This window comes from Marinobacter sp. CA1 (genome assembly GCF_020546665.1).
Classification (GTDB): Bacteria; Pseudomonadota; Gammaproteobacteria; order Pseudomonadales; family Oleiphilaceae; genus Marinobacter; species Marinobacter xestospongiae.
In genome coordinates, this window is sequence record NZ_CP071785.1 from 1,448,812 (window position 1) to 1,474,732 (window position 25,921).

Genomic DNA, 25,921 nt, shown 5'->3' on the forward strand with positions numbered 1-25,921 from the left:
ACGACGCAGGAGGTGGCAGGGTGCAGAACCGGGTATTGCTGATAGAGGATGACGACGAGCTGCGCCAGCTCCTGGCCCGCTATCTCGACAGCCAGGGTTTTACCGTGCGGGAGGCGGCCAACGGTGAGGATGGCCTGGCGCTGGCGGCGGAACACTACTGCGATGTGGTAGTGCTGGACATCATGCTGCCGGATCTCAACGGCCTGGAAGTGCTGCGTCGTCTGCGCAGTCGCACACACCTGCCAGTGATCCTGCTGACCGCGCGCGGTGACGAGACCGATCGCATCGTCGGTTTTGAGGTCGGTGCCGATGACTACATTCCCAAACCCTGTAATCCCCGGGAGCTGGTGGCCAGGCTGCAGGCCTTGTTGCGCCGCATCAGCTGGGATCAGAAAGCGGAGGCGGATGCTGTGCGTCACTATGGTGACGTGCGACTGGAGCCGGACCAGCGCCGTATCCTGCTCAACGACCAGGTGCTGGACCTGACCGCCACCGAATACGAAATCCTGCAGGTACTGCTGGCCCATGCTGGCAGTGTGGTGCGCAAGACCGACCTGATGCAGTGGGCCCTGGGTCGACGGCTGTCGCCCCATGACCGTACGCTGGATATGCACATCAGCAACCTGCGCCGCAAACTGTCTGACCAGGGTGGCAAACGGATCGAAACGCTGCGTGGGCTCGGCTACAGCTACCGGGTGCCGGCATGATCGGGCCGCGGGGATTTCCGTTGTTCTGGCGCATCTTCCTGTTGATCTGGCTGGCCATGGTGGTGACCGTGCTGGCGGCCAACTTCGCCACGCGCGAACTGGTGGAGCGGGAGCGCAGCAGTATCGAGCGGGAGAAAGGCCTGCGGGATGTGGGCCAGCAGGCAGTGACCATCCGTGAGACACAGAGCCTGCGGGCTGCCCGCCGTTATCTGCGGGAGCAGGGGCGGGAGCTGTCGCTGTTCATTGCCCTGTTGGAGAGAGGGCAGCGAGGCGACAGCCTGCCACCGGAAATCCGCGAACGGATGAAGGAAGGTTGGCTGCGCCACCGCCCCGTGGTACTGCACCTGCCGGGGCATTACCGCCTGGTGGCCTGGCCCCGGGAGGGTGGTGAAGGCTGGCTCGATCCGCGCTGGTTCCGTTGGCTGCAGATGGCAATCGGCTTTGTGGTCATTACCCTGGCCTGCTGGTGGCTGGCACGAATCCTGGCCAAGCCACTACGGCACATGGAGCACACCGCCCGCCAGATTGCCGATGGCGACATCTCCCTTCGGGTGAGTGAGCGGATCTCCCGACGCCGGGATGAGGTCGGGGCCATGGCGACCGCGTTCAACGACATGACCGACCGCCTGTGTCAGCTGCTGGAGCGCCAGAAACACCTGCTGCGGGATATCTCCCACGATCTACGAACCCCCCTGAGCCGCCAGCGGGTGGCGATTGAGCTGGCCTGCGATGCAGGAGCGGATGTTGAGCTGATGGACAGCATTCGGCGTCAGAATGAACGCCTGGAAGCGATGACAGCGCAGATACTGTCGCTGTACCAGGTTCAGGACCAGCGCTGGTCAATGCCCCGATCCCCGGTTGAGCCGGTGCGGGTCATGCAGACTGTGTTGCGGGATGCAGCGGATTACGCCGAGCACCAGCGGGTGGATTGTCACCTGGATGTTGCTGACGGTGTACGGGATATGCTGGTCCTTGGCGATGCCGACTGGCTGCAGCGGGCATTCGAGAATGTGCTCCAGAACGCCTTGGATCACACACCGCCCTCGGGGGTGGTGTCCGTGCTGATCACCGCCACCGCGGAATCCATGACTGTCCGGGTGCAGGACCAGGGGCCCGGCGTCGAGGCTGGTGCCCTGGCCCATCTGTTCGAGCCCTTCTACCGTACTGACCAAGCCCGTTCAGGTCAGGGTTGGGGCTTGGGGTTGGCGATTGCCCGTGACATCATTGCGGTGCACGACGGCTCGGTGTCGGCCGAAAATCTGGCACAGGGTGGGCTGGAAATCCGGATTCAGCTGCCGCTATTCAGCGACGGTGTTGAGCCTTTGTAGCGCCGATCCGTCACTTTTATCCTGGTTGTCGGTCTCGGGCGTTGTATCCGGGGCCGGTTTGAGTTGCTCCGCAGCCGAAAAATCAATACCTTCCTGCAGTTCATCGGCGCCGAAGCGAATGCCGCAGCCGGCTTTTTCCAGCTTTGCCGCCGGGGCAGTGCCAGGCGTATGCTTTTGCTCTTCGGACATGGTGTGCTCCTGGCTGAAAACCCGCTGACCGGGAAACTACTGACTGGACAGCGACAGAACAAGGCGTTATCCGTTATGGCACAGGATTATCCCATACCTGCCGGTTTCCTGGAACGTGAGACCGAAATCAAGAAGAGCCGGTTCATTGCCCGGGTGGCACCGGTGACCTCCCGGGATGACGTTCGGGGCTGGCTTGATCAGGCTCACCGGGACCACCCTGATGCCCGCCACATCTGCTGGGCCTACCAGATCGGTCGTCCCGGGTCGGCTGCCGAAGCCGCCATGAACGACGACGGTGAACCCTCGGGCACCGCTGGCAAGCCGATCCTGAACGTGATTCAGCACAAGGATATGGGCGACGTGCTGGTGATGGTGATCCGTTACTTTGGCGGTATCAAACTGGGAGCTGGCGGTCTGGTGCGTGCCTATGCGGGCGCGGCAGAGAGCGTATTATCCCAGGTCGAGCGGGTGATTCAGCCGGCCCTGGAGAGCGTTACCATCACCATGGGATTCGCCGATGAACAGCCGCTGCGGCACTGGTGTGACCAGCACCAGGCACTGATTGACGACATGATCTATGGCAGTGGCGTCGAGGCCAGGGTCCGGGTGCCCACCGATGCCATAGAGACCTTGACGGCCTATTGCGAGGCCCAGGGCCTGCAAATGGTGGTGGCCGATGTCTGAGCCTGGATGCCGGTCGGGAACATTGGCTGCAGGTAGGGTCAAACAACCAGATAGTGGGCGAGGTTTCGCAACCCACGTGGGAGGTTAAGATGATGATGCGCTCGGTAACTATGGTGATTGCCGCCCTGGCCATGGCTGGTTGTGCCAGTCAGGTCGTGACCGATTACGATACCCAGGTGGCGTTTGATCGCTACTCGTCCTGGGCTTTCTCCAGCCATCCTGAGGAGACGGGCTTCAAATCCCTCGACAGTCGCCGGGTGGAGTCGGTGCTGGAGCGGGAGCTGGCCGCCAAGAATCTTAGCCGCCAACCGGAAGACCAGGCCGATCTGCTGGTCAGCTATCAGGTGATCGAGCAGGAGCGGTTGGACAGCTACGGCTTCAGTTATGGCGTGGGTTTCAGCCATCGGCCCTTTGGCTGGGGCATTGCTACAGCGCCTCCGACGCGGGAAGTGATTGAAGGCAAACTGGTGGTGGAACTGGTGGACCGCAGTAACGAACAGGTTGTCTGGCGAGCTACCAGTAAGCGTTACCTCAATGAGGACCAGTCGCCGGACTATCGCCGCGAGCTGATCGACGACGTGGTCCGGGAGATGTTTAACCAGTACCCGCCGCAGATGCACTGACGGCGGTTCAGGATTCAGGAGTTAATATGAAGAAGCATTCCAGTGGCGGCCTGGTTTATTCCACAGACCAGGGCCGTATGTGCCCGGAATGCCGCGAACCCCTTGAACAATGCCGCTGCAAGGCCAAATCGCCTCCCAAGGGGGATGGCGTGGTGCGGGTGCAGCGGGAGACCAAGGGCCGCAAGGGTAAGGGGGTGACTCTGGTTACCGGCATCCCCTTGCCAGAGAAAGAACTCAAAGCCCTGGCCAAGGAGCTCAAGGGCAAGTGTGGTACCGGTGGCACCGTCAGGGACGGGGTGGTTGAGATTCAGGGAGACCAGCGGGATCTGCTGGTGATGCTGCTTCAGGCCAAGGGCTGGGTGGTGAAGAAAGCCGGAGGGTAACCGCCATTCCCGCTGTTCCCGATCTTTTCTGACGAAAACCTGCGGCGAAAGTCGCCGGGTCATGGTGACGGCAACCCGTTACAATGCCCAATATTCCATTTGATTTGCCCAGCGGAGGTGGTTATGCACATTCTGGTCATGGGGGCAGGGGTGGTCGGTGTGACCACCGCCTGGTACCTGCGCAAGGCCGGCTATGAGGTCACCGTGGTGGATCGTCAGAGCCGGGCCGCGCTGGAAACCAGCTACGCCAACGGTGGCCAGATCTCCGTTTGCCACGCTGAGCCGTGGGCCAACCCCAAGGCGCCGCTGAAAGTGCTGAAATGGCTGGGGCAGGCCGATGCGCCCCTGCTGTTCCGTCCCCGCCTGGACCCGGGACAGTGGCGTTGGGCAATGGCGTTCCTGGCCCAGTGCACCAGCGCCCGCGCTGCCCACAACCTGCGCCAGATGGTGAACTTGGGCACCTTTAGTCGTACCTGTCTGCAGGCGCTGCGGGACGAGACCGGTATCGAGTACGACTGTCTGACCCGGGGCATTCTGCACTTTTACACCGATCCGGCGGAGTTTGAGAGTGCCCTGGAGCCGGCCCGCCAGATGCGTGAGCTGGGGTGCGACCGCCAGGTGGTGGACGTCGACCGGGCCATCGAGTTAGAGCCCGCGTTGGCGCCAGCGCGTGATCGGCTGGCGGGGGCGACCTACACCGCCGAGGACGAATCCGGCGATGCCCGAAAATTCACCCAGGCACTGGCGTTGATGGCGGAGGCTGCTGGCGTGCGGTTCCATTTCGATACTGAGATTCTGGGCTTCGACAAGGCGCGGGACCGGGTGCTTGGCGTGCGGACCCTGCGCCACGGCCATCACGAGACCCTGCGTGCCGACAGCTATGTCCTCAGCCTCGGCAGCTTCAGTGGTCCGCTGGCCCGTCAGCTGGGGCTGCACCTCAACATTTACCCCGCCAAGGGCTATTCGATCACCGTACCGGTGAAGAACGAGGAGGCGGCCTACCAGGTCAGCCTCACGGATGATGAGTACAAGCTGGTGTATTCACGTCTGGGAGATCGAATCCGGGTTGCAGGCACCGCCGAGCTGAACGGTTACACCCGCACCCTCAACATGACCCGCTGCCGCGCCATTGTGCGCCGTTGTGCCGAGCTGATGCCCGAGGCGGCCTACTGGGATCAGGCGGAATTCTGGACCGGCCTGCGTCCTGCAACCCCCTCCAATGTGCCCTACATCGGCCGCAGCCACTTTGGCAATCTGTTCCTGAATACCGGCCACGGCACCCTGGGCTGGACCCACTCCTGTGGCTCGGCGGCGGCCCTGGCCGCAATCGTCGCGGGCGGGCGTCCGGAGGTGGATTTCAACTTCACCGGCCTGTAGGGAGCGGATTCGACGCTCCCTACAGGCCGGGTTACCGACCTTTGTCCCGTTTGCGGCGCACATACAGCACTTTATTAACCCGCGCGACCAGCTCACCCTTGTCATTGACGATGTCCACATCCCAGGCTGGCAGGTACTTGTCACCATTGGCGGTTGCGCCCCGGATTTCCTCCAGGCGTTCGTCGGTGACTTCAAAATTGGCGGATACCCGGCCGCTTCCCGGTTTGATGAATTCGATACTGGCGGATTTGTCCCAGACGATGTAGTCCTTGCCGAGCCGGTTCATCAGCAACAGCATGTACATCGGATCTACCATGCTGTAGAGCGAACCGCCGAAGTGAGTGCCAACGTAGTTGGTGTTGTACCAGCGGAGGGTCATTTCCACACTGGCGCTGCGGTAGTCCGGGGCAATGTGGGTCACTTTAACGCCGGCGCCGAGGTATGGCCCGTAAACGTTGATGATCTTGCGGATGCCATCCGGGCTGCTGATCCACTTGCGCAGACGCGACATCATAACGCGGCTCCTGTTTGTTGTTGCCTGAAGGGAGCGGAATTATAACGGCAAAGCGCGGTGTGAGGGGATGTCGACATCAGTAAGCGGGGCCTCTCACTGGAGGCCCCGCCAAGGGCTTAGCCCAACTGGTCGCGAATCATCTTCTTGTTGATCTTGCCCACGCTGGTCTTGGGGATATCTTCAACAAAGTCGATGGACGCAGGGATCGCCCACTTGTTGATTTCGCCAGCGTCAACGAACTGCTGCAGGTGGGCCTGGATGTCCTCGACACCAAGGTCCTCGCCCGGTTTGAGCGTCACCAGGGCATGCGGCCGCTCTCCCCACTTGTCGTCGGGAACGCCGACCACGGCTGCGGCGGCCACGGAACCGTGCTGACTGATGAGGTTCTCCAGATCGAGGGAGGACAGCCACTCGCCGCCGGTCTTGATCACATCCTTGATACGATCCTTGATCACCAGGGTATGGTCCGGCTCGATGCTGGCTACGTCACCGGTGTGCAGCCAGCCGCCTTCCCACAGCGCTTCGCCTTTCTCCGGTTCCTTGAAGTAGCTCTGGGTGAGCCAGGGCGCACGGGCCACGACCTCGCCTTTGCTGGTGCCGTCGTGGGGCAGTGGCTTGCCTTCCGGGTCCACTACCTGGATGTCCACCAGAGGCACAGGCACCCCGGTTTTGACCCGCTTCGATGCCTGCTGCTCCAGCGGCAGCTCCAAGTCTTCCGGCGTCAGATGGGTGGCGGTCAACAGTGGCCCGGTTTCGGACATGCCGTAGCCGGTGTACATGCGAATGCCCATGCTGGCGCCGGTGCGGCATAGACTTTCAGTAAGCGCGCTGCCGCCAATCAGCACGTGCCAGTTGCTGAGGTCGGCGGTCTTGATGGAATCGGTGGCGAGCATCATCTGCATGATGGTGGGCACACAATGGGAGAAGGTGACCTTATGGGTCTTGATCAGCTCCACCAGCAGCTCCGGCTCGTAGCGACCAGGGTAGACCTGCTTCAGCCCCAGCATGGTGGCAGCGTAAGGGGCACCCCAGGCATGGACGTGGAACATCGGGGTGATCGGCATATAGACCGAAGACGAGCGCAGCAGCGGCATCTCGTCGTAGGCGGAGAAGTTGGCCGCCATGCCCAGGGTATGCAGAACCAGCTGACGGTGGCTGAAGAACACCCCCTTGGGATTACCGGTGGTGCCGGTGGTGTAGAAGGTGGTGGCGACGCTGTTCTCGTCAAAGTCCGGGAAGTCGTAATGGCTGTCACATCCAGCCAGCAGTGACTCATATTCACCCAGGGTGTCCAGTTGGGTGGCCGCGGGCTGATCGTTGTCGGTCAGCTGGATATAGCCGCGTACGGTTTCCACCTGGTCACGAATGCCTTCCACAATCGGCAGGAAGTCGTCATGCACCAGCACCAGGTCGTCTTCGGCGTGATTCATGGTGTAGAGGATCTGCTCCGGAGACAGCCGCACGTTGACGGTGTGAAGGATCGCGCCAATCATCGGGATGGCGAAGAAGCACTCCAGGTAGCGGGGGGTGTCCCAGTCCAGAACCGCCACGGTGTCGCCGGCCTTGATGCCGGCCTCGGTCAGGGCGTGGGCAAGACGGTGTACCCGTTCCAGCAGGTCGGTGTAGGTGTACTTGCTGCGGTTGGCATAGACGATCTCCTGATCCGGCGCGTAGCGCGGACCGGACAGCAACAGCTGCTTGATCAGCAGAGGGTACTGGTAGGCGTTGTCAGCCGCGGGCAGTATCTTGGTATTGACCATGCAATCCTATCTCCAGGTTTCTTGTCGGTTTTGTGAGGTTACCCAGGAGTCCAAATCTGACACAGATCACAGTCTCAGGAAAGATGGCGGTGGAGAAAGATAACGCTTTGTTACGTAATGGGCTTGCAGGGAGCGGGCGGGAAGGATAAATGGCGGTCGGTGGCCGTCCGCATCGAGGCGCGAACGGTCTTGGGGAAGTGGCCGCCAGGCCGGCAATGGCCTGATGGGCCTGGCGGCAAGCTGGTATGTTGTGCGCTTACTCGTAGGTGCAGAGGTAGGCGGTATCGATGTCGGTCTTGGCCTTGAAGCTGGCCTGGCCGGCCACTTCGAAGGCTTCGCCAGCGCCGTAGGTCATCCACTCGCTCATACCCGGCAGCATCACTGTCAGGGCGCCACTGATGACGGTCATGGTTTCCTTCTTGGAGGTGCCGAACTCATACTCACCCGGGCTGATCACACCGACAGTGGCCGGCAGGGTCGAGGTTTCGAACGAGATGGACTTTGCCTTGCCGTCAAAATATTCGTTTACCTTCAGCATAGCGTGGCTCCTTGAAATGATTGGCTGCCTACTATACGGCAAAAAGGTGTACTGGGAATGACAAAATTGCCTTCAGAAACAACCAATGGCCTGTCCGGGGTGGAGCGACAGCGGCACCAGCAGGCACTGGCCCGGCTGGACCGCTATGCCCGCCGACTCGACAGCCAGTTCCGGATACCGTTCACCCGAATCCGCTTTGGGCTTGATCCGCTGATCGGGCTCCTTCCGGGCATCGGTGATCTGGTGGGTCTGGGTCTGTCACTGTATCTGGTGGTGGAGGCGATCCGGCTGGGCGCCGGGCCTGCCCTGGTGATGCGGATGCTGGCCAACCTGGGGTTGGAATTCCTGGTGGGGCTGGTTCCGGTGCTGGGCGATGCGTTCGATCTGTTGTATCGCGCCAACGACCGTAACGCCGCCATGCTGCGGCGCCACATAGAGCGTCAGCTGGAGCCGCCCCGGCAGGGCTGGAGCTGGCTGTCCTGGCTGATGGTGGCGGCCTGTCTGGTGCTGGTGGCCTTGCTGGCCTATCGCCTGGGCCAGCTTCTGCTGGCCGCCGGTGGTTACTGATCCCAGGGGTTGCCGTGGGTTTCCGGGGTGCGCGCCACACCAATGTGCATGGCGGCCTTGGCAAGGATGTTGGCGCTGACCGGAGCGGTCAGGAACAGGAACACCGTGATCAGAATCTCGGCGACGTGGACCTGGCCTTCGGACACGGTGAAATAGGCCACCGAACCCAGCATGATCGCGCCCACACCCAGGGTTGTGGCCTTGGTGGGGGCATGCAGGCGGGCAAAGAAATCCGGCAGCCGGGCCAGCCCGATGGCGCCAATCAGGGTAAAGGCCCCACCAATCAGCAGCAGGCCCGCAATCAGGTATTCGGCAAAAGCTTGCATGGTCGGTCTCCCAGTTTATTCGATGACGCTGCCGCGCTTGAGGTATTTCGCCATGGCGACGGTTCCGACGAAGCCCATCACCGCGATCAGCAGGGCCGACTCCATGTACATCCGGGTGCCGAGGGTAATACCCAGCAGGATGATCAGCGCAATGGCGTTGATGTAGAGCGTATCCAGTGCCAGTACCCGATCCGGAGCGTCAGGGCCTTTGATCAGACGGTACACGTTCAGCAGCATGGCCAGGGTCACCATGGCGATGGTGATGTACAGGGCGATGGTGATCATTGGAAGATCTCCTGCAGCGGCTTCTCGTAACGGCTGCGAATGGTTTCAATGATGGCCTGTTCATCCTCGGCGTCGAGGGCATGGATCAGCAGGATGCGCTGATCATCACTGACATCGGCACTCACGGTGCCCGGGGTCAGTGAGATGGTGCTGGCCAGCATGGTGATGGCCAGAGGATGCTCCAGTGTCAGCGGATAGGAAATGAACGCCGGCCGTGGCTTGCGCGGGCTGAGTACCAGCCGTGCGACCGAGATGCTGGCTACCACGATGTCCCACAGTACCCGCAGGACGTACAGCGGCAAAAGCCAGCCCTTGAGCAGGGCCGGGCGCTCTGGCCAGAAGTTACGTGTCAGCTGTGGCAGCATCCAGGCGAGGATCGCGCCCATGACCACACTGCCGCCGGAGAAACCGTCGTTTAACAGCTGCCAGACCAGAAACAGGCAGAGGCTGAGGAACGGCTGTGGAAAGCCGAGTCGGGCAAACATCAGGCACCTCCCTTCACAGCAGTGGTATCAAGGATCTCCAGGTAGGCCCCGGTATCAAACAGCTGAGCCGCCGTGGCGTCGACGTAGGCGCTGATCGGGCCAGCCAGCAGTACGATAATGATCGCCATGGCGATCAGACCGCCTGCGGCCACACCCAGGGACAGCGTCAGTTTGCCGGGCTTCTCCACGTGGCCATCAACGTTGCGCCAGAATACGATGGAACCGGCGCGGCTGTAGGCCACCAGGGTGAAGAAGCTGCCAATAATCAGCGTACCCCAGAGCCACGCCATTTCCACTCCGGGTGTGGTGGCCTGCAGGATCAGTACCTTGGCAAAGAACCCGCTCAGTGGCGGCAGGCCCACGGCGGCCACCGCGCCCAGCAGGAACAGCACGCTCAACAGGGTGCGGTTGTACATCCGCGGGGCGGTGACAATCTTGTCCGACGCAGAACCGCGCTGACCGGACACCAGATCCACCACCAGAAACAGGCCGCCCACCACCCAGGTGGTGTTGAGCATGTAGAACAGTGCCGCTGAGGTGCCCGCTTCGGTGCCCAGGGCTACGGCTGCCAGCAGGGTGCCGACCGAGATAATCACCTGCCAGGTAATCAGAGTCCGCAGACTGCGGGCGCCAACAGCGCCGATCACGCCCATCGCCAGGGTTGCCAGCGCCATCGGGAACAGCCAGTCCAGTCCCAGCCCCGCCAGGGCGCCGGCCTGAGCACCAAACACCAGGGTGAATACCCGCACGATGGCGTAAAAGCCGACCTTGGTCATCACCGCAAACAGGGCGGCGACGGGGGCTGTGGCGTTGCCATAGGCCTTCGGCAGCCAGAAACTCAGTGGCAACACCGCCGCCTTGAGCCCGAATACCACCAGCAACATCAGGCCGCCGGCTTGCACCATCGGCAGATCCTCGGCGCTGACCTGGGGGATTTTCGCCGCCAGGTCCGCCATGTTGAGCGTACCGGTCACGCTGTAGAGCATGCCCACGCTGATCAGGAACAGCGCCGAGCCGGCCAGGTTCAGCACCACGTAGTGCAGGCTGGGGATGGTGCGCTCGGTGCCGTGGCCCTGCATCATCAGACCGTAGGAGGCGATCAGCAGTACCTCAAAGGCGACGAACAGGTTGAACAGGTCGCCGGTCAGGAAGGCGATGTTCAGGCCCATCAGCTCGAACAGGAACAGCGCGTGGAACTGGCGGCTGCTCTCATCGGCCTTGTTCATCGAGTAGAGGTGACAGAAGAACGCCAGAATGGCCGTCATCAGCACCATCAGCGCCGAGAGCCGGTCCAGCACCAGCACAATGCCAAACGGTGGCTCCCAGTTGCCGAACGCGTAGACCCGATAGCTGCCGTCGCTGGCCAGGATCAGCAACACAACGGACGCCGCCAGCAGCAGTACCGTGGTGGTCATGGCCAGGGTGCGACGCAGGGACAGCGGCGCGTAGCCGATGAAGATCTGCAGAATCCCGCCCAGCAGGGGAATCAGGATGGGGGCAGTCAGCCAGTGGTTCATCGGCCCTTGTCCTCCTCGTTGTCCTCATCGGGCGACGGTGCCGGGCGGCGACCGTCGACATGGTCGTCGTCGTTATCAGCCTGGTTGCGCAGCGCCAGCACCACCACAAAGGCGGTCATGGCGAAGCCGATAACGATCGCCGTCAGCACCAGCGCCTGAGGCAGCGGGTCGGCGTAGTCAGCGGTGCTGCCGATAATGGGCTGGCCGCCAGTGGCCAGGCGACCGCTGGAAAACAGAAACAGGTTGACGCCATAGGACAGCAGCGTCAGCCCCATCACCACGGGGAAGGTCCGCGCCCGCAGCATCAGGTACACACCGGACGCGGTCAATGCGCCAATCACCAGGGCATAGGCCAGTTCCATTACACCCCTCCTTTCTTGCTTTTAATGGCGGAATGCGGCGACAGCCGACCAATGCTGACCAGGGCCAGCAGGGTCGCACCAATCACGGTGAAGTAGACGCCAAGGTCGAATACCAGGGCTGAGGCCACCTCGAACTTGCCCACCACCGGCCAGGTAATGTAGCCGAAGGTGGTCGTCAGGAACGGGTAGCCAAAGGCAAAGCTGCCGGCCCCGGCGATCACGGCGAGCAGCAGGCCAATGCCGATGACGTTGTGGTAGCGGAACGGCACCCGCTCCTGGGTCCACACCATGCCACTGGCAATGTACTGCAGCACCAGCGCCACCGAGGTGATCAGGCCGGCGATGAAGCCACCGCCCGGCAGGTTGTGGCCACGCAGGAAGATGTACAGTGACACCATCAGCGCCAGTGGCAGCATGGGCCGGGCAATCTGGCGCAGCATCACCGGGTAGGCATCGCGGGTCCAGGGGTGGCCCTGGCCGTCACCCGGCGGCGGGGTCATCGCGGTGTTCTTGAGCATGGCGTAGATGCCCAGCGCGGCGATCGCCAGTACGGTGATCTCGCCCAGCGTATCGAAGCCCCGGAAATCCACCAGGATGACGTTCACGGCGTTGGTGCCGCCGCCCCCCGGCTTGCTGTTGGCCAGGAAGTAGCTGGAGATCGACTCGAAAGGTTGGGTCAGCATCGCCAGGGTGATCAGGGTCATGCCTACCCCGGCCGTCAGCGCGACGGCGATGTCCCGCACCCGTCGTGGCCAGGAGGTTTCAATCGGCGTCCAGGATGGCATGTAATACAGCGCCAGCATCAGCAATACGATGGTGACCACCTCAACCGACAGCTGGGTCATTGCCAGGTCCGGCGCCGAGAAGCGGGCGAAGGCCAGGGACACCAGCAGACCCACCACACTCAGCAGTACCAGGGCGTAGAAGCGATCCCGGTGCATCGCCGCGGTTGCCAGCGCACAGAGTGCCAGCAGGCCGGCGGCGATACCGGTCGGCCAGTCCAGGGGCGTCAGGCCGTTGCTACCAATCAGGATACCCTGGGAGCTGATCGGAACCAGGGCCACCACGATGGCGCTGACCACCAGCAACAGGGCATAGCGTTGCAGTGAGCCGTTCTCCAGGCGGGCGGTCAAGCGTCCGGCAAGGTCCTCCAGCCACAGGGCAGCGCGTTCAAATACCGCTTTCTCGTCGATTTCCTTGAAGCGGGCGTGGAAGTCGAAGAACTTCTGCCGCTGGCTGTACATCAGCAGGCCACCGAAGAACGCCAGGAAACTCATCATCAATGGCAGGTTGAAGCCGTGCATCACCGCCAGCTGGTACTCCGGCACATCGCCACCCAGAGTGGCGGAGGCAGCCGCGTACAGCAGCGGGCCAATGGAAATGGCCGGGAACATGCCCACCATGATGCAGGCGAACACCAGGATCTCCACCGGAATCTTCATGTACCGTGGTGGCTCGTGTGGCGGGTAGATCGGCAGGTCCACCGGCTTGCCGTTGAAGAAGACGTCATGGATAAAGCGGGCTGAGTAAGCCACCGCGAAGATCCCCGCCAGGGTGGCTACCAGTGGCGGAATGTAGGCCCAGATGCCCGGCAGGTTCAGCTCCAGCGCCTCGGCGAAGAACATTTCCTTGCTGAGGAAGCCGTTCAGCAACGGGACACCGGCCATGGAGGACGCGGCGACCATCGCCAGGGTGGCGGTGTGGGGCATGAAGCGCCACAGGCCGTTGATGCGGCGCATGTCCCGGGTACCGGTTTCGTGGTCGATAATACCGGCGGCCATAAACAGAGAGGCTTTGAAGATGGCGTGGTTGATGACGTGGAACACCGCCGCCACGGCGGCCAGTTTGGTCCCCATGCCGAACAGCAGGGTGATCAGGCCCAGGTGGCTGACGGTGGAGTGGGCCAACAGGCCCTTGAGATCGTGCTTGAACAACGCCACGTAGGCGCCGATCAACAGGGTCGCCATGCCGGTAAAGCTGACCATGTAGAACCACTGCTCAGTGCCGGCCAGCGCCGGGTACAGCCGGGCCATCAGGAAGATCCCCGCCTTCACCATGGTGGCGGAGTGCAGGTACGCCGACACCGGAGTGGGCGCCTGCATGGCGTGGGGTAGCCAGAAGTGGAACGGGAACTGGGCCGACTTGGTAAACGCCCCCAGCAACACCAGGGTCAGCGCGAATGGGTACAGGGCGTGGGCCTTGATCAGGTCCCCGGCGGCCAGCACGTCGTCCAGCTCATAGCTGCCAACAATGCGGCCGATCAGCAGAATGCCTGCCAGCAACGCAAGGCCGCCACCGCCGGTGATCGCCAGCGCCATCCGGGCGCCGCGCCGGGCGTCCTGTTTGTGATTCCAGAAACTGATCAGCAGGAACGACACCAGGCTGGTCAACTCCCAGAAGATCAGCATCAACAGCAGGTTGCTGGACAGCACAATGCCCAGCATGGCGCCCTTGAAACACAACAGCAGGGAGTAAAATTTGCCAACGTTTTCCTTGGCTTTCAGATAGTAACGGGCGTACAGAATGATCAGCAGCCCAATCACCAGAATCAGCAGCGCAAACAGCAGTGACAGGCCATCCAGGCGAAAGCTCAGGGATAGCCCCACGGCGGGCAGCCACTGATAGGTCTGCACCAGTGTTCCGCCTTCGGCCAGGGTTGGCCAGTGCGGAAACAGCGCCGCCAGGGCGACCAGGGCGGGCACCGATGAGGCAATGGCTATCGCGGTTCGGCCCGCCTGGGCGAACAGGGGCGCAGCAATCGCCCCGATAAAAGGGAGTAAGACGACCAGCAGAAGCGTCATCGCAACCTCGTTATTGAGTCCATGTCACTGATGTGACTGTGTTTAGAGCTACGGTTGCCTGAGTTTAGCCGCCGATATGCGTAAATGCATGACATCGGCCACGACGGCTAGCCGTGACGGGGTGGGTCGGGGAAGTACGGGAGCCGGCCCCAGCGAACGTCGGTGTACGCCGGGATGAGGGTTGTCACTGGGCCAGGTAGGTCTCTGGTCCTGTCGATCATGAAAGCTCCGCAAGTGTTACGCGAAGTGTGATGATACGTGGCCGGGACCGGAGGTCAAGAGCGTTGAGGGATATCTTCATTGCTCAAAAATTAACCGCTCGTCACTGGTCAGAGCGCTGCAACAGGTTCTAAATAGGGAGTACGGACGAAATGTCCCAGTCGGTCCCGGTCCACCGGAACTGACGTTGAGTAGCCGTGACCAGGAGTCGGCAGTTGGTCGCAGATCGAAAGAGAGCACCCAGTACGACAAGCGTACAGGAGGACCATACTGATGAAGATCGGCAACCTGACGTGTATCAGCCTGTTTACCGCCGCCCTGGCGGCGTCACCACTGACCTGGGCAGCCCATCACGGGGATGACCACAGCGACGGTGGCATGAGCGCCATGGAGGAAAAAGAGTCCATGGGCAGCGAATCCATGACTGGCGACGGCATGGCAATGGAGGCGCCGAAGTTTGATCGCCTTGATGCCAATGGCGATGGACAGCTCAGCGCCGATGAGCTGAATGTCTATGGCAGCACGGCCGCCGGCAGCGAAACGGGTACGGCCGTCGACCTGGACATGTACGACAGCAACGGCGACGGCAGTCTCAGCCGCGAGGAGTACCAGCGCGGCACCATGCCGACGCAGGACCCCATGGACAACATGCAGCAATAAGGGAGTTGGCTCCGGAGAGCGGCTATGGTCGCTCCGGAGCCGGACTCAGAACCCCCGACGATCCTCGTAGGCTTTTTCCGGATCACTGGTGTTACGCGCCACTGCCGTGCGTTGGTTGGTGCGTGCCAGAATCTTCTTCTGCAATCGGGTTTCCCAGTCCAGTGCGGCCTTGTCCGGCGCGGACCAGGTGCGGTTGAAGAGCAGCTTGCTGGCAGCCACCGCATCCGGTGAGCGTTCCGACAGTTCCCGGGCAAATGCCTGGGCTTCCGCCAGCGGATCATCACATACACGGCTGACCAGTCCCATTTCTTTGGCTTCGGCACCATTGAAGCGACGAGCTGTCATGGTCAGTTCCTTGGCCAGGTCAATGCTTATCAGTTCCCGCAGCGTGACCGTAAGGCTCATGTCCGGGATCAGCCCCCACTTGGTTTCCATGATCGAGAACTCGCAGTCGCTGGTGCTGAAACGAAAGTCCGCGCCCAGGGCGATCTGGAATCCGCCGCCAAAACAGTATCCATGGGTGACGGCAATGACCGGCGCAGGCACGTCCCGCCACAGATAACCTACGTCCTGGGCCAGGTTGCTGATCTTGCGACCTGGCTTGACCAGAAGCTTGAGGAAGTTCACCGGATTCTTGGATACCTTGGCCACGTCCAGTCCGGAGCAGAAGGCTTCTCCGGCACCCTTGAGAATGACCGCGCGAACACTCCGGTCCTTCTTCAGTTGCCGTGTCACTGCGACAATGGCGTCAAACATCGCCATGTCCAGGCCGTTGTATTTGTCCGGTCGATTGAGGGTCACGGTGGCGATGCCCTGGTCGATTTCAAGCACCACGCGGTTATTGTTGGTCGTTGCCATGAGTCGGCCCCATCTCATACGTTAGTCGAAGGTTGCTATGCTACCATTCCGACTCCTGATGAGAATGGCAGAGAGAAAAAAAGATGACCGCCGCCTATCCCAACCTGTTGAAACCTCTGGACCTTGGCTTCACCGAACTGAAAAATCGGGTGTTGATGGGGTCGATGCATACCGGCCTGGAAGACCGCTTCTGGAACATTCACAAACTGGCCCGCTATTTTGCCGAACGGGCTGAGGGTGGGGTTGGCCTGATGGTCACCGGTGGTTTCTCCCCCAATCTGGTGGGGCAACTGGCGCCACTGGCCTCCACCATGAACAACCGTGCCACCGCGCTCCTGCATCGCCACGTGACCGGGGCGGTCCATGAAGCCGGCGGCAAGATCTGTCTGCAACTGCTCCACGCCGGTCGCTATGGCTATCAGCCGTTGATTGTGTCGGCTTCCGCCACCAAGGCCCCGATCAGCCCGTTCAAGGCCCGCGCGCTGTCCACCAGGGGCGTGGACCGGCAGATCGACGATTTTGTCAGCGCCGCCAAGCTGGCTCAGTTCGCCGGCTACGATGGCATCGAAGTGATGGGCTCGGAAGGCTACTTCATCAACCAGTTCCTGTGTGAGCGTACCAATAAGCGTACCGACCGCTGGGGAGGCTCCTACCAAAACCGCATGCGCCTGCCGGTGGAAATCGTCCGCCGAATCCGCGAAGCGGTGGGGCCGGAGTTCATCATCATCTACCGGCTGTCGATGCTGGATCTGGTGGAGGGCGGCCAGACCTGGGAGCAGATCGTGACCCTGGGCAAGGCCATCGAGCAGGCCGGTGCCACCATCATCAATACCGGCATTGGCTGGCACGAGGCGCGGGTGCCGACCATTGTCACTTCGGTTCCCCGGGGTGGGTTTGCCGATGTCACCGCCAAGTTCTACGGCGAAGTCTCGATTCCGCTGTGCACCACCAACCGCATCAATACCCCGGACAAGGCCGAGGAAATTCTCGCAGCCGGCAAGGCGGACATGGTGTCGATGGCCCGCCCACTGCTGGCTGACAGCGAATTTGTGCGCAAGGCCGAGCAGTCGCGGGCGGACGAAATCAACACCTGCATCGCCTGCAACCAGGCCTGCCTTGACCATGTGTTCCAGGCCAAGCGGGCATCCTGTCTGGTCAATCCCCGAGCCTGTCATGAGACCGAGTTGGTGCTGACGGTCGCGCCTGTGGTGAAGAAGGTCGCAGTGGTGGGGGCTGGTCCGGCCGGCCTGGCGGCGGCCACGACCGCGGCCAAACGGGGGCATCAGGTGACCCTGTTCGAAGCCGATGATCGCATTGGTGGCCAGTTCAACTACGCCAAGCGAATTCCCGGCAAGGAAGAGTTTCACGAAACCCTGCGCTACTACCGCAACCAGATCGACAAGCTGGGCATTGAGCTCAAACTCAGTACCCGCGTTGATGCCGATGCCCTGACCAGCGCCGGGTTCGATGAGGTGCTGGTGGCGACCGGCGTCAAGCCCCGGACGCCGGGGATTGATGGCATCGACCATCCCAAGGTGCTGGGCTATCTGGACGTGCTGAAGGAGAACAAGCCCGTTGGTGAGACCGTTGCGGTGATTGGCGCCGGCGGTATCGGGTTTGATGTCAGTGAGTTCCTGACCCACGATTTCGGGAAACAGCCGGAAGGGCAGCAGGTGGATCTGGGGCACTGGCAGCAGGAATGGGGCGTGGCCCAGGATTATGAGGGACCGGGTGGGCTGGCGGAGCGTCAGCCGATGACTTCGCCCCGCAAGATCTATCTGATGCAGCGCAAGACCAGCAAGGTCGGTGGCGGCCTGGGCAAGACCTCAGGCTGGGTACACCGGAACAGTCTGAAGCACCGGCAGGTGGAAATGCTGGCAGGCTGCCGTTACGACCGCATTGACGATGACGGCCTGCACATCACGGTGACCAGTCGCGATGGTAAACAGCAAGAGTCACGGCTGTTGGCGGTGGATCACGTGATCATCTGTGCCGGTCAGGAGTCGTTCCGCGAACTGCACGATCAGTTGACCGAACGGGGCGTCAACTCACACCTGATTGGCGGTGCTGATGTGGCAGAGGAACTGGATGCCAAGCGGGCCATTCGCCAGGGCACGGAGGTTGCGGCGCAGCTTTAACACCCGATCGGCTTCCGGTCGGGGCCCTTAATCCATACCTCATGGCCGGTCCGGATTGACTCCGGGCCGGCCGATGCAGATTTGGGTCTGCTGTTAGGGAGCACTAACGCCCGCTTTTGAGGGCATCGCTGATGGCCTGGGCTTCCGCCGACAGTACCCGATAGAGCAGGGTGTCCTGTTGCTTGCTGGCCTGCAGCAGCTGCTTGAGTTTCAGATCGTAGAGTCGGCTGAGCAAAGCGGTCTGGTCGACTTTGTCTGGGGTTTTCATGGCGACTACCTCCCACGCACGAGGCTGGTAACACCGTTTTCGATAGAGCCGGACGGGTTCATGTCCGGTTGCCGTTCCGTTGGCCTATTCACGGCCTGATACAGTGATCCTGACTTCGCGTCAGGTGCCTTTACACTGGTTATCGGCCGGGCTGGTCACAGCTGAAGCGCTGCATAGCTCATGCCACAGGTGCCAACTGGTTGTTTCCCCGGGATATGGCAGAAAAACGCAGGATCGGCCCGGGATTGACCTGTCAGAATCCTGTCAGAGTACGCCGGAACGTGTCGAACCGGTGCCGCTGGGCGGCAACCCCTGGCCGGTGCCAGAGTTGGCGATTCCGCCGACCATGAACCAGACTGGTGAGAACAACAATAATCATCCCTGGTGTAACCATGTCCAACCATTACCGGCCTGTTGACTGCGCCGTCCACAGCGCCCTGCGTGGCTACCTTCATACCGGCGAACTGGTGGAACTTGTGTTCCGCGATGAATCCGGCCAGGTGCTGACCCTGCACGAGGAGATTCGGGACCTGTTCTCTCGGGCCGGTGAGGATTTCCTGCTTACCAGTCGCGGTCGCCTGGTGCGGCTGGATCATCTGATGATGGTGAATGGCCAGGCCCTGTCGACCTGATTTGCCCTTTCATGCCCTGTCGGGATGTTAATCGCCAGGTAATTCGCCTGACGAACGAATCAAGCATACTGTCTCCATTGATTCTCAACCCCAAAGGAGGAGGGATATGAGTATGCGTAAACCGGTAGCAATGACCGCAGCCGTTCTGATGGCAGCTGGACTCGCAGCTTGCAGTGATAACGACGAGCAAGCGCTGGACCTGGAACAGGCGTCTGACAACGCCGCAGACATCGCCCAGGACGCTGGTGATGCCGCCGGTGACCAGATTCAGGAGATGACCGGCGACACCGACACCACCTGGGAGAAAACCAAAGATACCGCTGGTGAAGTCAGCGAGCGCATTGGTGATGCTGCTGAAGAGACCGGCGATGCGGTCGAAGACGGTTACAACGACATCACTGGCGAGTAACGCCTTGCCAAAAGCTCCGGTGGCGGAGCTGTATCTCCACTAACGCACGTTTGCCCGATGCCGAAAGGTTTCGGGCTTTTTTGTGTGTGATCAGTTGGTTCCAACGCATGCAGGCGGTCTGGATGCTGTCTTGAATCTGTCATCTTGCTGCCATAATTGTTTCACAGCGCAGTCAAATTCCTTCCCCACACTGGGCGCACCAGAAAAACGATCCAGTATGAGAGGGATAACTGACATGGCGAAGAAAGACATCAACCCGTTGTACAACGACCCGGACTACGAGCCGGTGGTCAATGAGTCCGGCAATACGCCATTTGCCAACGTTCTGGCAGCCCGCATGGAGCGCCGGACACTGATGAAAGGCAGTGTGGGTGCCGCACTGGTTGGCCTGATGGGCGGCAGCCTGGTGGGTTGCAGCGACGACGATGATGACGACAACCGTCCGGGCAATCCCGGTTCCCAGGTTGAGCTGGGCTTTGAACCGGTAGCCGTGTCAACCCTGAACAAGGTAGTCGTGCCTGCTGGCTATACCGCCACTGCCTTTGTCCCCTGGGGCACGCCGCTCACCGGTGGCCTGCCGGAATTCCGTACCGACGGCACCAACAGTGGCGCCGACCAGGAAAGCCAGGTGGGCATGCATCATGATGGCATGCATTTCTTCCCCATTGACCTGAAATCCGGCGGCAGCAGCTCGGAAGAAGGGTTGCTGGTGATGAACCACGAATACATCAACCAGGATGCCCTGCACCCTGCTGGCGCTACCTACGTCAACGACAAGCGCCCGGACGACGAAGTACGCAAGGAAATCGCCGCCCACGGTGTTTCCGTTATCCACGTCAAGCGGGACGGCAACGGTGCCTGGTCTGTGGTACACGGCAGCAACTACAACCGGCGGGTGACCGGTGGCACCGAAATGGACATTCGTGGTCCGGTGCGCGGTTTCGACAAGCTGGTGACCAAGTTCAGCCCGGATGGCACCCGCACCCGCGGTACCCTCAATAATTGTTCCATGGGACCGACGCCCTGGGGAACCTACATGGCGGCCGAAGAGAACTGGCATGGTTACTTCGCCAACAGCGACGCTGAGCAGCCCCGGGAGCAGGTGCGCCATGGTGTTGGCGATGCTTCCCGTTACGACTGGGAGCTGGCCGAGAGTGGCGCCGACGAGTTTGTCCGTTTCAACATCTCCACCCTGGCTGCCAGCGCGGCGGAGGATTACCGCAACGAAGCCAACACCTACGGCTTCATGGTGGAAATTGACCCCTTCAACCCCCAAAGCAAGCCCCAGAAGCGCACGGCCCTGGGACGCTTTGGCCACGAAGGCGTGATCTTCGCACCGGCCAAACAGGGCAAGCCGGTGGTGTGCTACTCCGGTGACGATTCCCGTTTCGAGTACATCTACAAGTTCGTGTCCGCCAACAACTACGATGCCGCCGCTGCCGACGGCTCATTGCTGGACAACGGCACGCTGTACGTGGCCAGGTTCAACGACGATGGCTCTGGCGACTGGCTGCCGCTGTCACTGGACGACGCCGGCTTTGTCGCCAAGATGAATGCGGCGGTGAACGCCGGTTCTGTTGGCAGTATTCCGTTTACGGCTCCGTTCAGCTCGCAGGCGGATCTGCTGCTCAACACCCGCCTGGCGGCGGATATTGCCGGCGCCACGCCGATGGACCGTCCGGAGTGGGGCGCGGTTGACCCCAATAATGGCGAAGTCTACTTCACCCTGACCAACAACTCCCGCCGTGAGCCGGATGACACCAACGCGGCCAACCCGCTGGGTCCGAACCCGACCGGTCACATCATTCGCTGGATGGAGAAGGGCAATAACCACGCCGCCACCGAATTTGAGTGGGACATTTTTGTGTTCGCTGGTGAAGCCGGCACAGAAACCGTGGTTGACGGCAACGCCGTGGTGACCCTGGATGACAGCAACCTGTTCAACAGCCCGGACGGCCTGTGGTTCGACTACAAGGGCAAGCTGTGGATTCAGACCGACGGCTCCGATGCGCCTCCCTACCAGAACAACATGATGCTGGCGGCCAACCCTGAGACCCGCGACATTCGCCGGTTCTTCGTGGGCCCGGTGGGTTGTGAGGTCACCGGTGTGGTGACGACGCCGGACTGCAAGACCATGTTTGTCAACATTCAGCATCCGGAAGCGAACTGGCCGGACGCCAGCAGTGAGCGTCCGCGGGATGCCACCGTAATTGTCACCAAGGATGACGGTGGTGTGATCGGTAGCTGATCAAGCCGATTGACAGCAAAAACCTAAAACCCCATTCCGGGGCCGGCCAAGCCGGCTTTCGGAATGGGGTTTTTGTCGTGAAAGTGTAATCCCCCTCCAAAATAGCTCTCGAATCGAACTAAAGTAGAAGTTATAAGCAGCGGCTGATTTTCTAGTCTCGTTCAGGGTGGTGAAGAGCCAGCGCAAGGGCGTCGGCTTCTGTTGAGTGAATCAGTAGCTCGCCCGGGATAAGACATCGAACCGAGGTATCTATGAAGCTGTTGGCGGGACGGGTGTTCTGGATCGGCGGACTGGTTGCGTTGCTGGTTTTGGCGGCAACCTATTGGGGGGCGCCGATGGTGGGCCTGGACGCGGTATCCATCGTCGTGGGCGCGTTGTTGGGTATGGCGATCAGCACCGGTTATCTGGTGTGGCGGGTTGTGGAGCCACTGGAAACCGGGGTTGAGCGGCTGACCCGGGGAGAAGTGCCTGAGGACCCGGCTCTGGCGGCCCGCTGTCATGATCTGCTTGCCGCTGCCGACGCTGGCAAGGCGTTGATTGAGCGGCTGTCTGGCAATGCGGATGCCAATGCCATTTCGGCGGCGGAAGTGGCCCATGCGTCGGAGCAGCTCAAGCGCCGGCTGGATCAACAGGTCACCGACATTTCTCAGATGGCCGACTATGCCGGCCAGATTACCGAGACCGTGCGGCAATCGGCCCAGCAAGCGGATGAAGCAGCGGAGACCGCCCGTGATGCCAGCCGCATCAGCGCCGATGGCCGTGACGCACTGGCCGGCGCCATTGAGCGGGTGCGCCAGGTGCATGAACAGTCTGGCGAGAACCTGCGCCTGATACAGGACCTGAACGAGAAGTCCAACCGCATCCAGGGCGTCACCGGAGTGATCGAAGGCATCGCCGAGCAGACCAATCTGCTGGCCCTGAATGCCGCCATCGAAGCCGCCCGAGCTGGCGAGCAGGGCCGCGGCTTCGCGGTGGTGGCGGATGAAGTGCGCCAGCTTGCCGGTCGCACCGCCCAGGCAACCGGCGAAGTTGCTCAGACTCTGGAGGAAGTGCGGGCCGATACCGCCCAGATCGTTGCCCGTATTGAAGACCTGGCCAGCAGTGTTGAAACCGGCCTGCAGGCGGTGGAAGGGGTGGGCGAGCGCCTGGATGAGATCCGCGATCAGGCCGATCAGCTTGAACAGCGGGTCGGCGCCATGGCCGCCAATGACCAGCACAACGAGCAGAGCCTGCAGGAGATGTTCCGCGCGATTGAATCCCAGCGCGATCAGATCGCCGAAAGCGATCACAGTGTTGAGGGGCTGGCGCAGCAGGCCACCCGACTCATGGAGCTGGCGGAGGAGGCCAACGCGGCCTACGCCAGCCATAGCGACACCAGCTATCACCAGTTCTTCTACCACCAGGCCAGGGCCGGCGCCCGGCGCATTGGTGACGCCTTTGAGCAGGCCCTCAAGGCGGGGCGGATCAGTGACAGAGATCTGTTCGATTCCGGCCGCCAACCCCTGGCCGGGACCGATCCCCAGAAATACAGCAGTGGCTTCGACCGATTCACCGACGAAGTGTTGCCGGCGATTCAGGAACCGATCAAGGACAGCCATCCGGCGATGGTGTTTGCCATTGCTGCGGCTCCCGACGGTTACGTTCCCACCCACAACCGGGATTTTGCCCATCCGCCCAGCGGAGACCCGACGGTCGACCTGGTGAAGAGCCGAAGCAAGCGGCTCTTTGCTGACCGCACTGGCGCCCGCTGCGGCAGCCATACCGAAGCCATGCTGTTACAAACCTACCGCCGGGATACCGGCGAGATCATGCACGACCTGTCTGTGCCTATCTACGTCAACGGCCGTCACTGGGGCGGGCTGCGCCTGGGGTACCGTCCCAATACGGCCTGATGTCGCCCCGATAGGGAAGTCTCCCATCCCGGGGATGTTGGAACGGGGCTCTAACGGTCGACAGCGAGCAGCAATGAGGCCTGCTGTACCAGGGTCTGGGTCAGCCGTTCCATGAAATCACCACCGTGCCGCCAGTAATGCCAGTACAGATCCACGTCCACCGATACCCCCGGCGCCAGATCCGCCAGATCACCACTGGCGAGCCACTCCTGGCCCTGGTGGTCGGGAATCATGCCGTAGCCAATGCCCGCCCGCGCCAGTCTTACAAACCCCTCTGATGAAGGGCACAGGTGAAAGGGAAACTGACCATGGTAGCCCTGGCTGGCGAGGAAACGGTGCTGGAGCTGGTCGTGGGGGCCGAACACGATGGCCGGTGCCTGGCGAAAGGCGGCGAGGACGCCGGAATCCGGAAAGTGACGGCCAATGTAATCGGGGCGAGCCAGGGCGCGGTACTGCATCCGGCCCAATCCGGTACAGCGGGCGCCGGCCACCGGCTGGTCGCTGCTGCACAGGCAGGCGGCGACATCGCCTTCCCGCATGCGTCGCAGGCCGATGTCCTGATCCTCGATCACCAGATCCAGCAGCAGGTTTTCCCTTTGGCAGAAGTCGCCGATGGCCTGGGCCCACCAGGTCGCCAGGCTGTCGGCGTTCAGGGCAATGCGCAGACGGGTCCGGTTGTTGGTCAGCGCTGGCAGGGTATGGCGCAGGTCCCGTTCCAGCAGTTGCACCTGTTGCACGTGGTTGAGGAGCCGCTGGCCGGCGGCGGTGGCTTTCAGGCTGGGGTGGCGTACCAGCACCGGTTGTCCCAGCCGCGCTTCCAGCAGCTTGATGCGTTGGGATACGGCGGACTGGGACAGCCCCAGGGTCAGGCCTGCACGTTCAAAACCACCGGTTTCGATCACCGTGGCCAGGGCTTCCAGAAGTTTGTAGTCCAGCATAAGTAAATTTAATGCAGCATAAAGAGTATGATTTTTCAGTATAGCGGCTTCGCTCTACACTGGCTTCCTGCATTGGTGCCTGAGCTGGGCCGGAGACGGTTCGATTTGTGAGCGAGGGCGCCCGGGGAACTGATTGACGGAGAGTGGGGCTGTGCTGGAGAGCTATCTGACTGGGTTGGTGGTGTGTGGCGGTATTATCGTGGCGATTGGTGCCCAGAACGCCTATGTGCTGGGCCAGGCGATCCGCCGTGAGCACCACTGGTGGGCGGCGGGGCTGTGTATGAGCAGTGATGTGCTGCTGTTCACCGCCGGTATGTTCGGGATCAGCGCTGCGCTGCTGGCCTGGCCGGAGGCGCTGGAAGTGTTTCGCTGGCTGGGGGTGGTGTTTCTTGGCTGGCTTGCCATCCAGGCCGGGTGGCGGGCGTTGGGCGGTCGGGTGGCGCTGAACACCGGCGATGAAGCCGAGGGCAACAGCCGCCGCGCGGTGTTGCTGACGACCCTGGCGGTGACATTGCTCAATCCCCAGGTCTATCTGGATACCCTGTTGTTGATCCCCGCCATTGGTGCCCAGCAGACGGATCAGCTGACCTTTGTCGCCGGTGCCAGCAGTGCCTCCGTCATGTGGTTTGGTTTGCTGGCCTGGGGTGGCTCGGCGCTCGCGCCGGTACTTGCCCGCCCGATGGCGTGGCGGATCATCGACGGGGTGATCGCGGTGATGATGGCAGCCATTGCCCTGCACATCGCCAGCAATGGCATCCAGCTACCGGCGGCATAATGCTGGGGCAGGCTCTGCGGCTTGTGGTAATGTGAGGCCATCAATCCATTTGCTGGAGGTGGCTGTGGCCGAACAGGAATTTATACCCGCCAACCCTGACCCGGAAGCACGTAAGGCGGAGCCGGCCCGCAACCTGGCCGTGGCGGTTTACATACTTCAGGCGCTGTCGTTTTTTACCGGTGGTGTGACGGCGCTGGTAGGGGTCATCATCAACTACGTCAAACTGGATGACATGAACGGCACCTGGATTGAGCCGCATTTTCGCTGGCAGATCCGGACCTTCTGGTTCAGCCTGTTCTGGATGGTGGTGGGGACTTTGACCACCTTCCTGCTGGTGGGCTGGCTGATTCTGCTGGTGTTGTCGATCTGGCTGATCTACCGCATCGTCAAGGGCGCCCTGGCGCTGAACGATGGTGTCTCGCCCTGAGCCAGTGCTTG

The 25,921-nt window shown here is 61.7% G+C and carries 28 protein-coding genes; 15 read left to right on the forward strand and 13 right to left on the reverse strand.

Annotation, left to right across the window (positions count from 1 at the left end; all coding sequences use genetic code 11):
- Positions 1-20 precede the first annotated feature (20 nt).
- Together J2887_RS06765 and J2887_RS06770 are read left to right on the forward strand one after the other, a co-directional pair.
- Positions 21-707, forward strand: coding sequence for a response regulator transcription factor (locus tag J2887_RS06765; protein ID WP_227175225.1), 687 nt, complete (start codon positions 21-23; stop codon positions 705-707).
- Entirely contained in the window at positions 704-2,035 is a 1,332-nt protein-coding gene (locus J2887_RS06770; RefSeq protein ID WP_227175226.1) for a sensor histidine kinase, read from the forward strand. Before J2887_RS06765 ends, J2887_RS06770 begins: the two co-directional genes overlap by 4 nt.
- Here J2887_RS06770 and J2887_RS06775 read toward each other — a convergent pair.
- A complete protein-coding gene (locus J2887_RS06775) occupies positions 2,006-2,224 on the reverse strand; it encodes a hypothetical protein (protein WP_227175227.1) in 219 nt (72 codons plus the stop codon). The genes J2887_RS06770 and J2887_RS06775 overlap by 30 nt on opposite strands.
- A gap of 75 nt (positions 2,225-2,299) precedes the next feature.
- Here J2887_RS06775 and J2887_RS06780 point away from each other — a divergent pair, with 75 nt between their 5' ends.
- The 4 genes from J2887_RS06780 to J2887_RS06795 all read left to right on the forward strand — a co-directional run bounded on the left by J2887_RS06780 (position 2,300) and on the right by J2887_RS06795 (position 5,291).
- Complete coding sequence (locus J2887_RS06780; protein WP_227175228.1) at positions 2,300-2,908, forward strand: YigZ family protein; 609 nt, start codon at positions 2,300-2,302, stop codon at positions 2,906-2,908.
- A gap of 89 nt (positions 2,909-2,997) precedes the next feature.
- On the forward strand, positions 2,998-3,531 hold the full coding sequence (locus J2887_RS06785) for a DUF4136 domain-containing protein (RefSeq protein WP_324197255.1): 534 nt from the start codon (positions 2,998-3,000) through the stop codon (positions 3,529-3,531).
- Positions 3,532-3,557: 26 nt separating this feature from the next.
- A complete protein-coding gene (locus J2887_RS06790) occupies positions 3,558-3,914 on the forward strand; it encodes a translation initiation factor Sui1 (protein WP_227175229.1) in 357 nt (118 codons plus the stop codon).
- Positions 3,915-4,037: 123 nt separating this feature from the next.
- A complete protein-coding gene (locus J2887_RS06795) occupies positions 4,038-5,291 on the forward strand; it encodes a D-amino acid dehydrogenase (protein ID WP_227175230.1) in 1,254 nt (417 codons plus the stop codon).
- 31 nt (positions 5,292-5,322) lie between these two features.
- Here the strand turns inward: J2887_RS06795 and J2887_RS06800 are convergent, their stop codons facing one another.
- The 3 genes from J2887_RS06800 to J2887_RS06810 all read right to left on the reverse strand — a co-directional run bounded on the left by J2887_RS06800 (position 5,323) and on the right by J2887_RS06810 (position 8,103).
- Entirely contained in the window at positions 5,323-5,805 is a 483-nt protein-coding gene (locus tag J2887_RS06800) for a DUF4442 domain-containing protein (RefSeq protein WP_227175231.1), read from the reverse strand.
- 116 nt (positions 5,806-5,921) lie between these two features.
- Positions 5,922-7,565 (reverse strand): fatty acid--CoA ligase, encoded by a 1,644-nt coding sequence (locus tag J2887_RS06805; protein ID WP_227175232.1) that lies wholly within the window; start codon positions 7,563-7,565, stop codon positions 5,922-5,924.
- A gap of 256 nt (positions 7,566-7,821) precedes the next feature.
- The gene (locus tag J2887_RS06810) at positions 7,822-8,103 is read right to left on the reverse strand and encodes a pyrimidine/purine nucleoside phosphorylase (RefSeq protein WP_227175233.1); all 282 of its coding nucleotides are present in this window, start codon (positions 8,101-8,103) and stop codon (positions 7,822-7,824) included.
- Positions 8,104-8,160: 57 nt separating this feature from the next.
- Here J2887_RS06810 and J2887_RS06815 point away from each other — a divergent pair, with 57 nt between their 5' ends.
- The gene (locus tag J2887_RS06815) at positions 8,161-8,670 is read left to right on the forward strand and encodes a DUF4112 domain-containing protein (RefSeq protein WP_227175234.1); all 510 of its coding nucleotides are present in this window, start codon (positions 8,161-8,163) and stop codon (positions 8,668-8,670) included.
- Here the strand turns inward: J2887_RS06815 and J2887_RS06820 are convergent.
- Genes J2887_RS06820 through J2887_RS06845 form a run of 6 tightly spaced genes read right to left on the reverse strand, consistent with a single transcriptional unit; the run spans position 8,664 to position 14,446 of the window.
- Positions 8,664-8,996, reverse strand: a complete 333-nt coding sequence (locus tag J2887_RS06820) for a Na+/H+ antiporter subunit G (RefSeq protein ID WP_227175235.1) — start codon at positions 8,994-8,996, stop codon at positions 8,664-8,666. The two genes, J2887_RS06815 and J2887_RS06820, sit on opposite strands and share 7 nt — an antisense overlap.
- A gap of 15 nt (positions 8,997-9,011) precedes the next feature.
- Positions 9,012-9,281, reverse strand: coding sequence for a K+/H+ antiporter subunit F (locus J2887_RS06825; protein ID WP_227175236.1), 270 nt, complete (start codon positions 9,279-9,281; stop codon positions 9,012-9,014).
- On the reverse strand, positions 9,278-9,766 hold the full coding sequence (locus J2887_RS06830) for a Na+/H+ antiporter subunit E (protein ID WP_227175237.1): 489 nt from the start codon (positions 9,764-9,766) through the stop codon (positions 9,278-9,280). The genes J2887_RS06825 and J2887_RS06830 overlap by 4 nt, the downstream gene beginning before the upstream one ends.
- Positions 9,766-11,283 (reverse strand): monovalent cation/H+ antiporter subunit D, encoded by a 1,518-nt coding sequence (locus J2887_RS06835; RefSeq protein ID WP_227175238.1) that lies wholly within the window; start codon positions 11,281-11,283, stop codon positions 9,766-9,768. The genes J2887_RS06830 and J2887_RS06835 overlap by 1 nt, the downstream gene beginning before the upstream one ends.
- On the reverse strand, positions 11,280-11,645 hold the full coding sequence (locus J2887_RS06840; protein WP_227175239.1) for a Na+/H+ antiporter subunit C: 366 nt from the start codon (positions 11,643-11,645) through the stop codon (positions 11,280-11,282). The genes J2887_RS06835 and J2887_RS06840 overlap by 4 nt, the downstream gene beginning before the upstream one ends.
- Positions 11,645-14,446 (reverse strand): monovalent cation/H+ antiporter subunit A, encoded by a 2,802-nt coding sequence (locus tag J2887_RS06845; RefSeq protein ID WP_227175240.1) that lies wholly within the window; start codon positions 14,444-14,446, stop codon positions 11,645-11,647. The genes J2887_RS06840 and J2887_RS06845 overlap by 1 nt, the downstream gene beginning before the upstream one ends.
- Positions 14,447-14,938: 492 nt before the next feature.
- Here J2887_RS06845 and J2887_RS06850 point away from each other — a divergent pair, with 492 nt between their 5' ends.
- Positions 14,939-15,325 (forward strand): EF-hand domain-containing protein, encoded by a 387-nt coding sequence (locus J2887_RS06850; RefSeq protein WP_227175241.1) that lies wholly within the window; start codon positions 14,939-14,941, stop codon positions 15,323-15,325.
- Between the two features lie 45 nt (positions 15,326-15,370).
- Here J2887_RS06850 and J2887_RS06855 read toward each other — a convergent pair whose 3' ends face one another.
- Positions 15,371-16,183, reverse strand: a complete 813-nt coding sequence (locus J2887_RS06855) for a crotonase/enoyl-CoA hydratase family protein (protein ID WP_227175242.1) — start codon at positions 16,181-16,183, stop codon at positions 15,371-15,373.
- Positions 16,184-16,266: 83 nt separating this feature from the next.
- Here J2887_RS06855 and J2887_RS06860 point away from each other — a divergent pair, with 83 nt between their 5' ends.
- The gene (locus J2887_RS06860; RefSeq protein WP_227175243.1) at positions 16,267-18,321 is read left to right on the forward strand and encodes an NADPH-dependent 2,4-dienoyl-CoA reductase; all 2,055 of its coding nucleotides are present in this window, start codon (positions 16,267-16,269) and stop codon (positions 18,319-18,321) included.
- A gap of 103 nt (positions 18,322-18,424) precedes the next feature.
- On the opposite strand, the gene J2887_RS06865 is transcribed toward J2887_RS06860, so the two are convergent.
- A complete protein-coding gene (locus tag J2887_RS06865; RefSeq protein ID WP_227175244.1) occupies positions 18,425-18,589 on the reverse strand; it encodes a hypothetical protein in 165 nt (54 codons plus the stop codon).
- A 392-nt stretch (positions 18,590-18,981) separates the two neighbouring features.
- Here J2887_RS06865 and J2887_RS06870 point away from each other — a divergent pair, with 392 nt between their 5' ends.
- The 4 genes from J2887_RS06870 to J2887_RS06885 all read left to right on the forward strand — a co-directional run bounded on the left by J2887_RS06870 (position 18,982) and on the right by J2887_RS06885 (position 23,770).
- Positions 18,982-19,221 carry a hypothetical protein gene (locus tag J2887_RS06870; protein WP_227175245.1) on the forward strand — a complete coding sequence of 80 codons (240 nt, stop codon included), beginning with the start codon at positions 18,982-18,984 and terminating at the stop codon, positions 19,219-19,221.
- 106 nt (positions 19,222-19,327) lie between these two features.
- Positions 19,328-19,630, forward strand: a complete 303-nt coding sequence (locus J2887_RS06875; protein WP_227175246.1) for a hypothetical protein — start codon at positions 19,328-19,330, stop codon at positions 19,628-19,630.
- A gap of 235 nt (positions 19,631-19,865) precedes the next feature.
- Positions 19,866-21,878, forward strand: coding sequence for a PhoX family protein (locus J2887_RS06880; protein WP_227175247.1), 2,013 nt, complete (start codon positions 19,866-19,868; stop codon positions 21,876-21,878).
- A gap of 251 nt (positions 21,879-22,129) precedes the next feature.
- Entirely contained in the window at positions 22,130-23,770 is a 1,641-nt protein-coding gene (locus tag J2887_RS06885) for a methyl-accepting chemotaxis protein (protein ID WP_227175248.1), read from the forward strand.
- 50 nt (positions 23,771-23,820) lie between these two features.
- Here J2887_RS06885 and J2887_RS06890 read toward each other — a convergent pair whose 3' ends face one another.
- On the reverse strand, positions 23,821-24,708 hold the full coding sequence (locus J2887_RS06890; protein ID WP_227175249.1) for a LysR family transcriptional regulator ArgP: 888 nt from the start codon (positions 24,706-24,708) through the stop codon (positions 23,821-23,823).
- 151 nt (positions 24,709-24,859) lie between these two features.
- Between J2887_RS06890 and J2887_RS06895 the strand changes: the two genes are divergently transcribed.
- Together J2887_RS06895 and J2887_RS06900 are read left to right on the forward strand one after the other, a co-directional pair.
- Entirely contained in the window at positions 24,860-25,483 is a 624-nt protein-coding gene (locus J2887_RS06895) for a LysE/ArgO family amino acid transporter (RefSeq protein WP_227175250.1), read from the forward strand.
- 64 nt (positions 25,484-25,547) lie between these two features.
- Entirely contained in the window at positions 25,548-25,910 is a 363-nt protein-coding gene (locus J2887_RS06900; RefSeq protein WP_227175251.1) for a DUF4870 family protein, read from the forward strand.
- The last annotated feature ends 11 nt before the right edge of the window (positions 25,911-25,921 follow it).

Excerpts from the sequence above, each read along its gene's own strand:
- J2887_RS06775 (WP_227175227.1), bottom strand. The coding sequence starts at position 2,224 with ATGTCCGAAGAGCAAAAGCATACGCCTGGCACTGCCCCGGCGGCAAAG.
- J2887_RS06800 (WP_227175231.1), bottom strand. The coding sequence starts at position 5,805 with ATGATGTCGCGTCTGCGCAAGTGGATCAGCAGCCCGGATGGCATCCGC.
- J2887_RS06835 (WP_227175238.1), bottom strand. The coding sequence starts at position 11,283 with ATGAACCACTGGCTGACTGCCCCCATCCTGATTCCCCTGCTGGGCGGG.
- J2887_RS06785 (WP_324197255.1), top strand. The coding sequence starts at position 2,998 with ATGATGATGCGCTCGGTAACTATGGTGATTGCCGCCCTGGCCATGGCT.
- J2887_RS06840 (WP_227175239.1), bottom strand. The coding sequence starts at position 11,645 with ATGGAACTGGCCTATGCCCTGGTGATTGGCGCATTGACCGCGTCCGGT.
- J2887_RS06825 (WP_227175236.1), bottom strand. The coding sequence starts at position 9,281 with ATGATCACCATCGCCCTGTACATCACCATCGCCATGGTGACCCTGGCC.
- J2887_RS06880 (WP_227175247.1), top strand. The coding sequence starts at position 19,866 with ATGGCGAAGAAAGACATCAACCCGTTGTACAACGACCCGGACTACGAG.
- J2887_RS06875 (WP_227175246.1), top strand. The coding sequence starts at position 19,328 with ATGAGTATGCGTAAACCGGTAGCAATGACCGCAGCCGTTCTGATGGCA.
- J2887_RS06780 (WP_227175228.1), top strand. The coding sequence starts at position 2,300 with ATGGCACAGGATTATCCCATACCTGCCGGTTTCCTGGAACGTGAGACC.
- J2887_RS06860 (WP_227175243.1), top strand. The coding sequence starts at position 16,267 with ATGACCGCCGCCTATCCCAACCTGTTGAAACCTCTGGACCTTGGCTTC.
- J2887_RS06790 (WP_227175229.1), top strand. The coding sequence starts at position 3,558 with ATGAAGAAGCATTCCAGTGGCGGCCTGGTTTATTCCACAGACCAGGGC.
- J2887_RS06890 (WP_227175249.1), bottom strand. The coding sequence starts at position 24,708 with ATGCTGGACTACAAACTTCTGGAAGCCCTGGCCACGGTGATCGAAACC.
- J2887_RS06870 (WP_227175245.1), top strand. The coding sequence starts at position 18,982 with ATGTCCAACCATTACCGGCCTGTTGACTGCGCCGTCCACAGCGCCCTG.
- J2887_RS06850 (WP_227175241.1), top strand. The coding sequence starts at position 14,939 with ATGAAGATCGGCAACCTGACGTGTATCAGCCTGTTTACCGCCGCCCTG.
- J2887_RS06865 (WP_227175244.1), bottom strand. The coding sequence starts at position 18,589 with ATGAAAACCCCAGACAAAGTCGACCAGACCGCTTTGCTCAGCCGACTC.
- J2887_RS06815 (WP_227175234.1), top strand. The coding sequence starts at position 8,161 with ATGACAAAATTGCCTTCAGAAACAACCAATGGCCTGTCCGGGGTGGAG.
- J2887_RS06820 (WP_227175235.1), bottom strand. The coding sequence starts at position 8,996 with ATGCAAGCTTTTGCCGAATACCTGATTGCGGGCCTGCTGCTGATTGGT.
- J2887_RS06845 (WP_227175240.1), bottom strand. The coding sequence starts at position 14,446 with ATGACGCTTCTGCTGGTCGTCTTACTCCCTTTTATCGGGGCGATTGCT.
- J2887_RS06855 (WP_227175242.1), bottom strand. The coding sequence starts at position 16,183 with ATGGCAACGACCAACAATAACCGCGTGGTGCTTGAAATCGACCAGGGC.
- J2887_RS06805 (WP_227175232.1), bottom strand. The coding sequence starts at position 7,565 with ATGGTCAATACCAAGATACTGCCCGCGGCTGACAACGCCTACCAGTAC.
- J2887_RS06885 (WP_227175248.1), top strand. The coding sequence starts at position 22,130 with ATGAAGCTGTTGGCGGGACGGGTGTTCTGGATCGGCGGACTGGTTGCG.
- J2887_RS06810 (WP_227175233.1), bottom strand. The coding sequence starts at position 8,103 with ATGCTGAAGGTAAACGAATATTTTGACGGCAAGGCAAAGTCCATCTCG.
- J2887_RS06830 (WP_227175237.1), bottom strand. The coding sequence starts at position 9,766 with ATGTTTGCCCGACTCGGCTTTCCACAGCCGTTCCTCAGCCTCTGCCTG.
- J2887_RS06795 (WP_227175230.1), top strand. The coding sequence starts at position 4,038 with ATGCACATTCTGGTCATGGGGGCAGGGGTGGTCGGTGTGACCACCGCC.
- J2887_RS06770 (WP_227175226.1), top strand. The coding sequence starts at position 704 with ATGATCGGGCCGCGGGGATTTCCGTTGTTCTGGCGCATCTTCCTGTTG.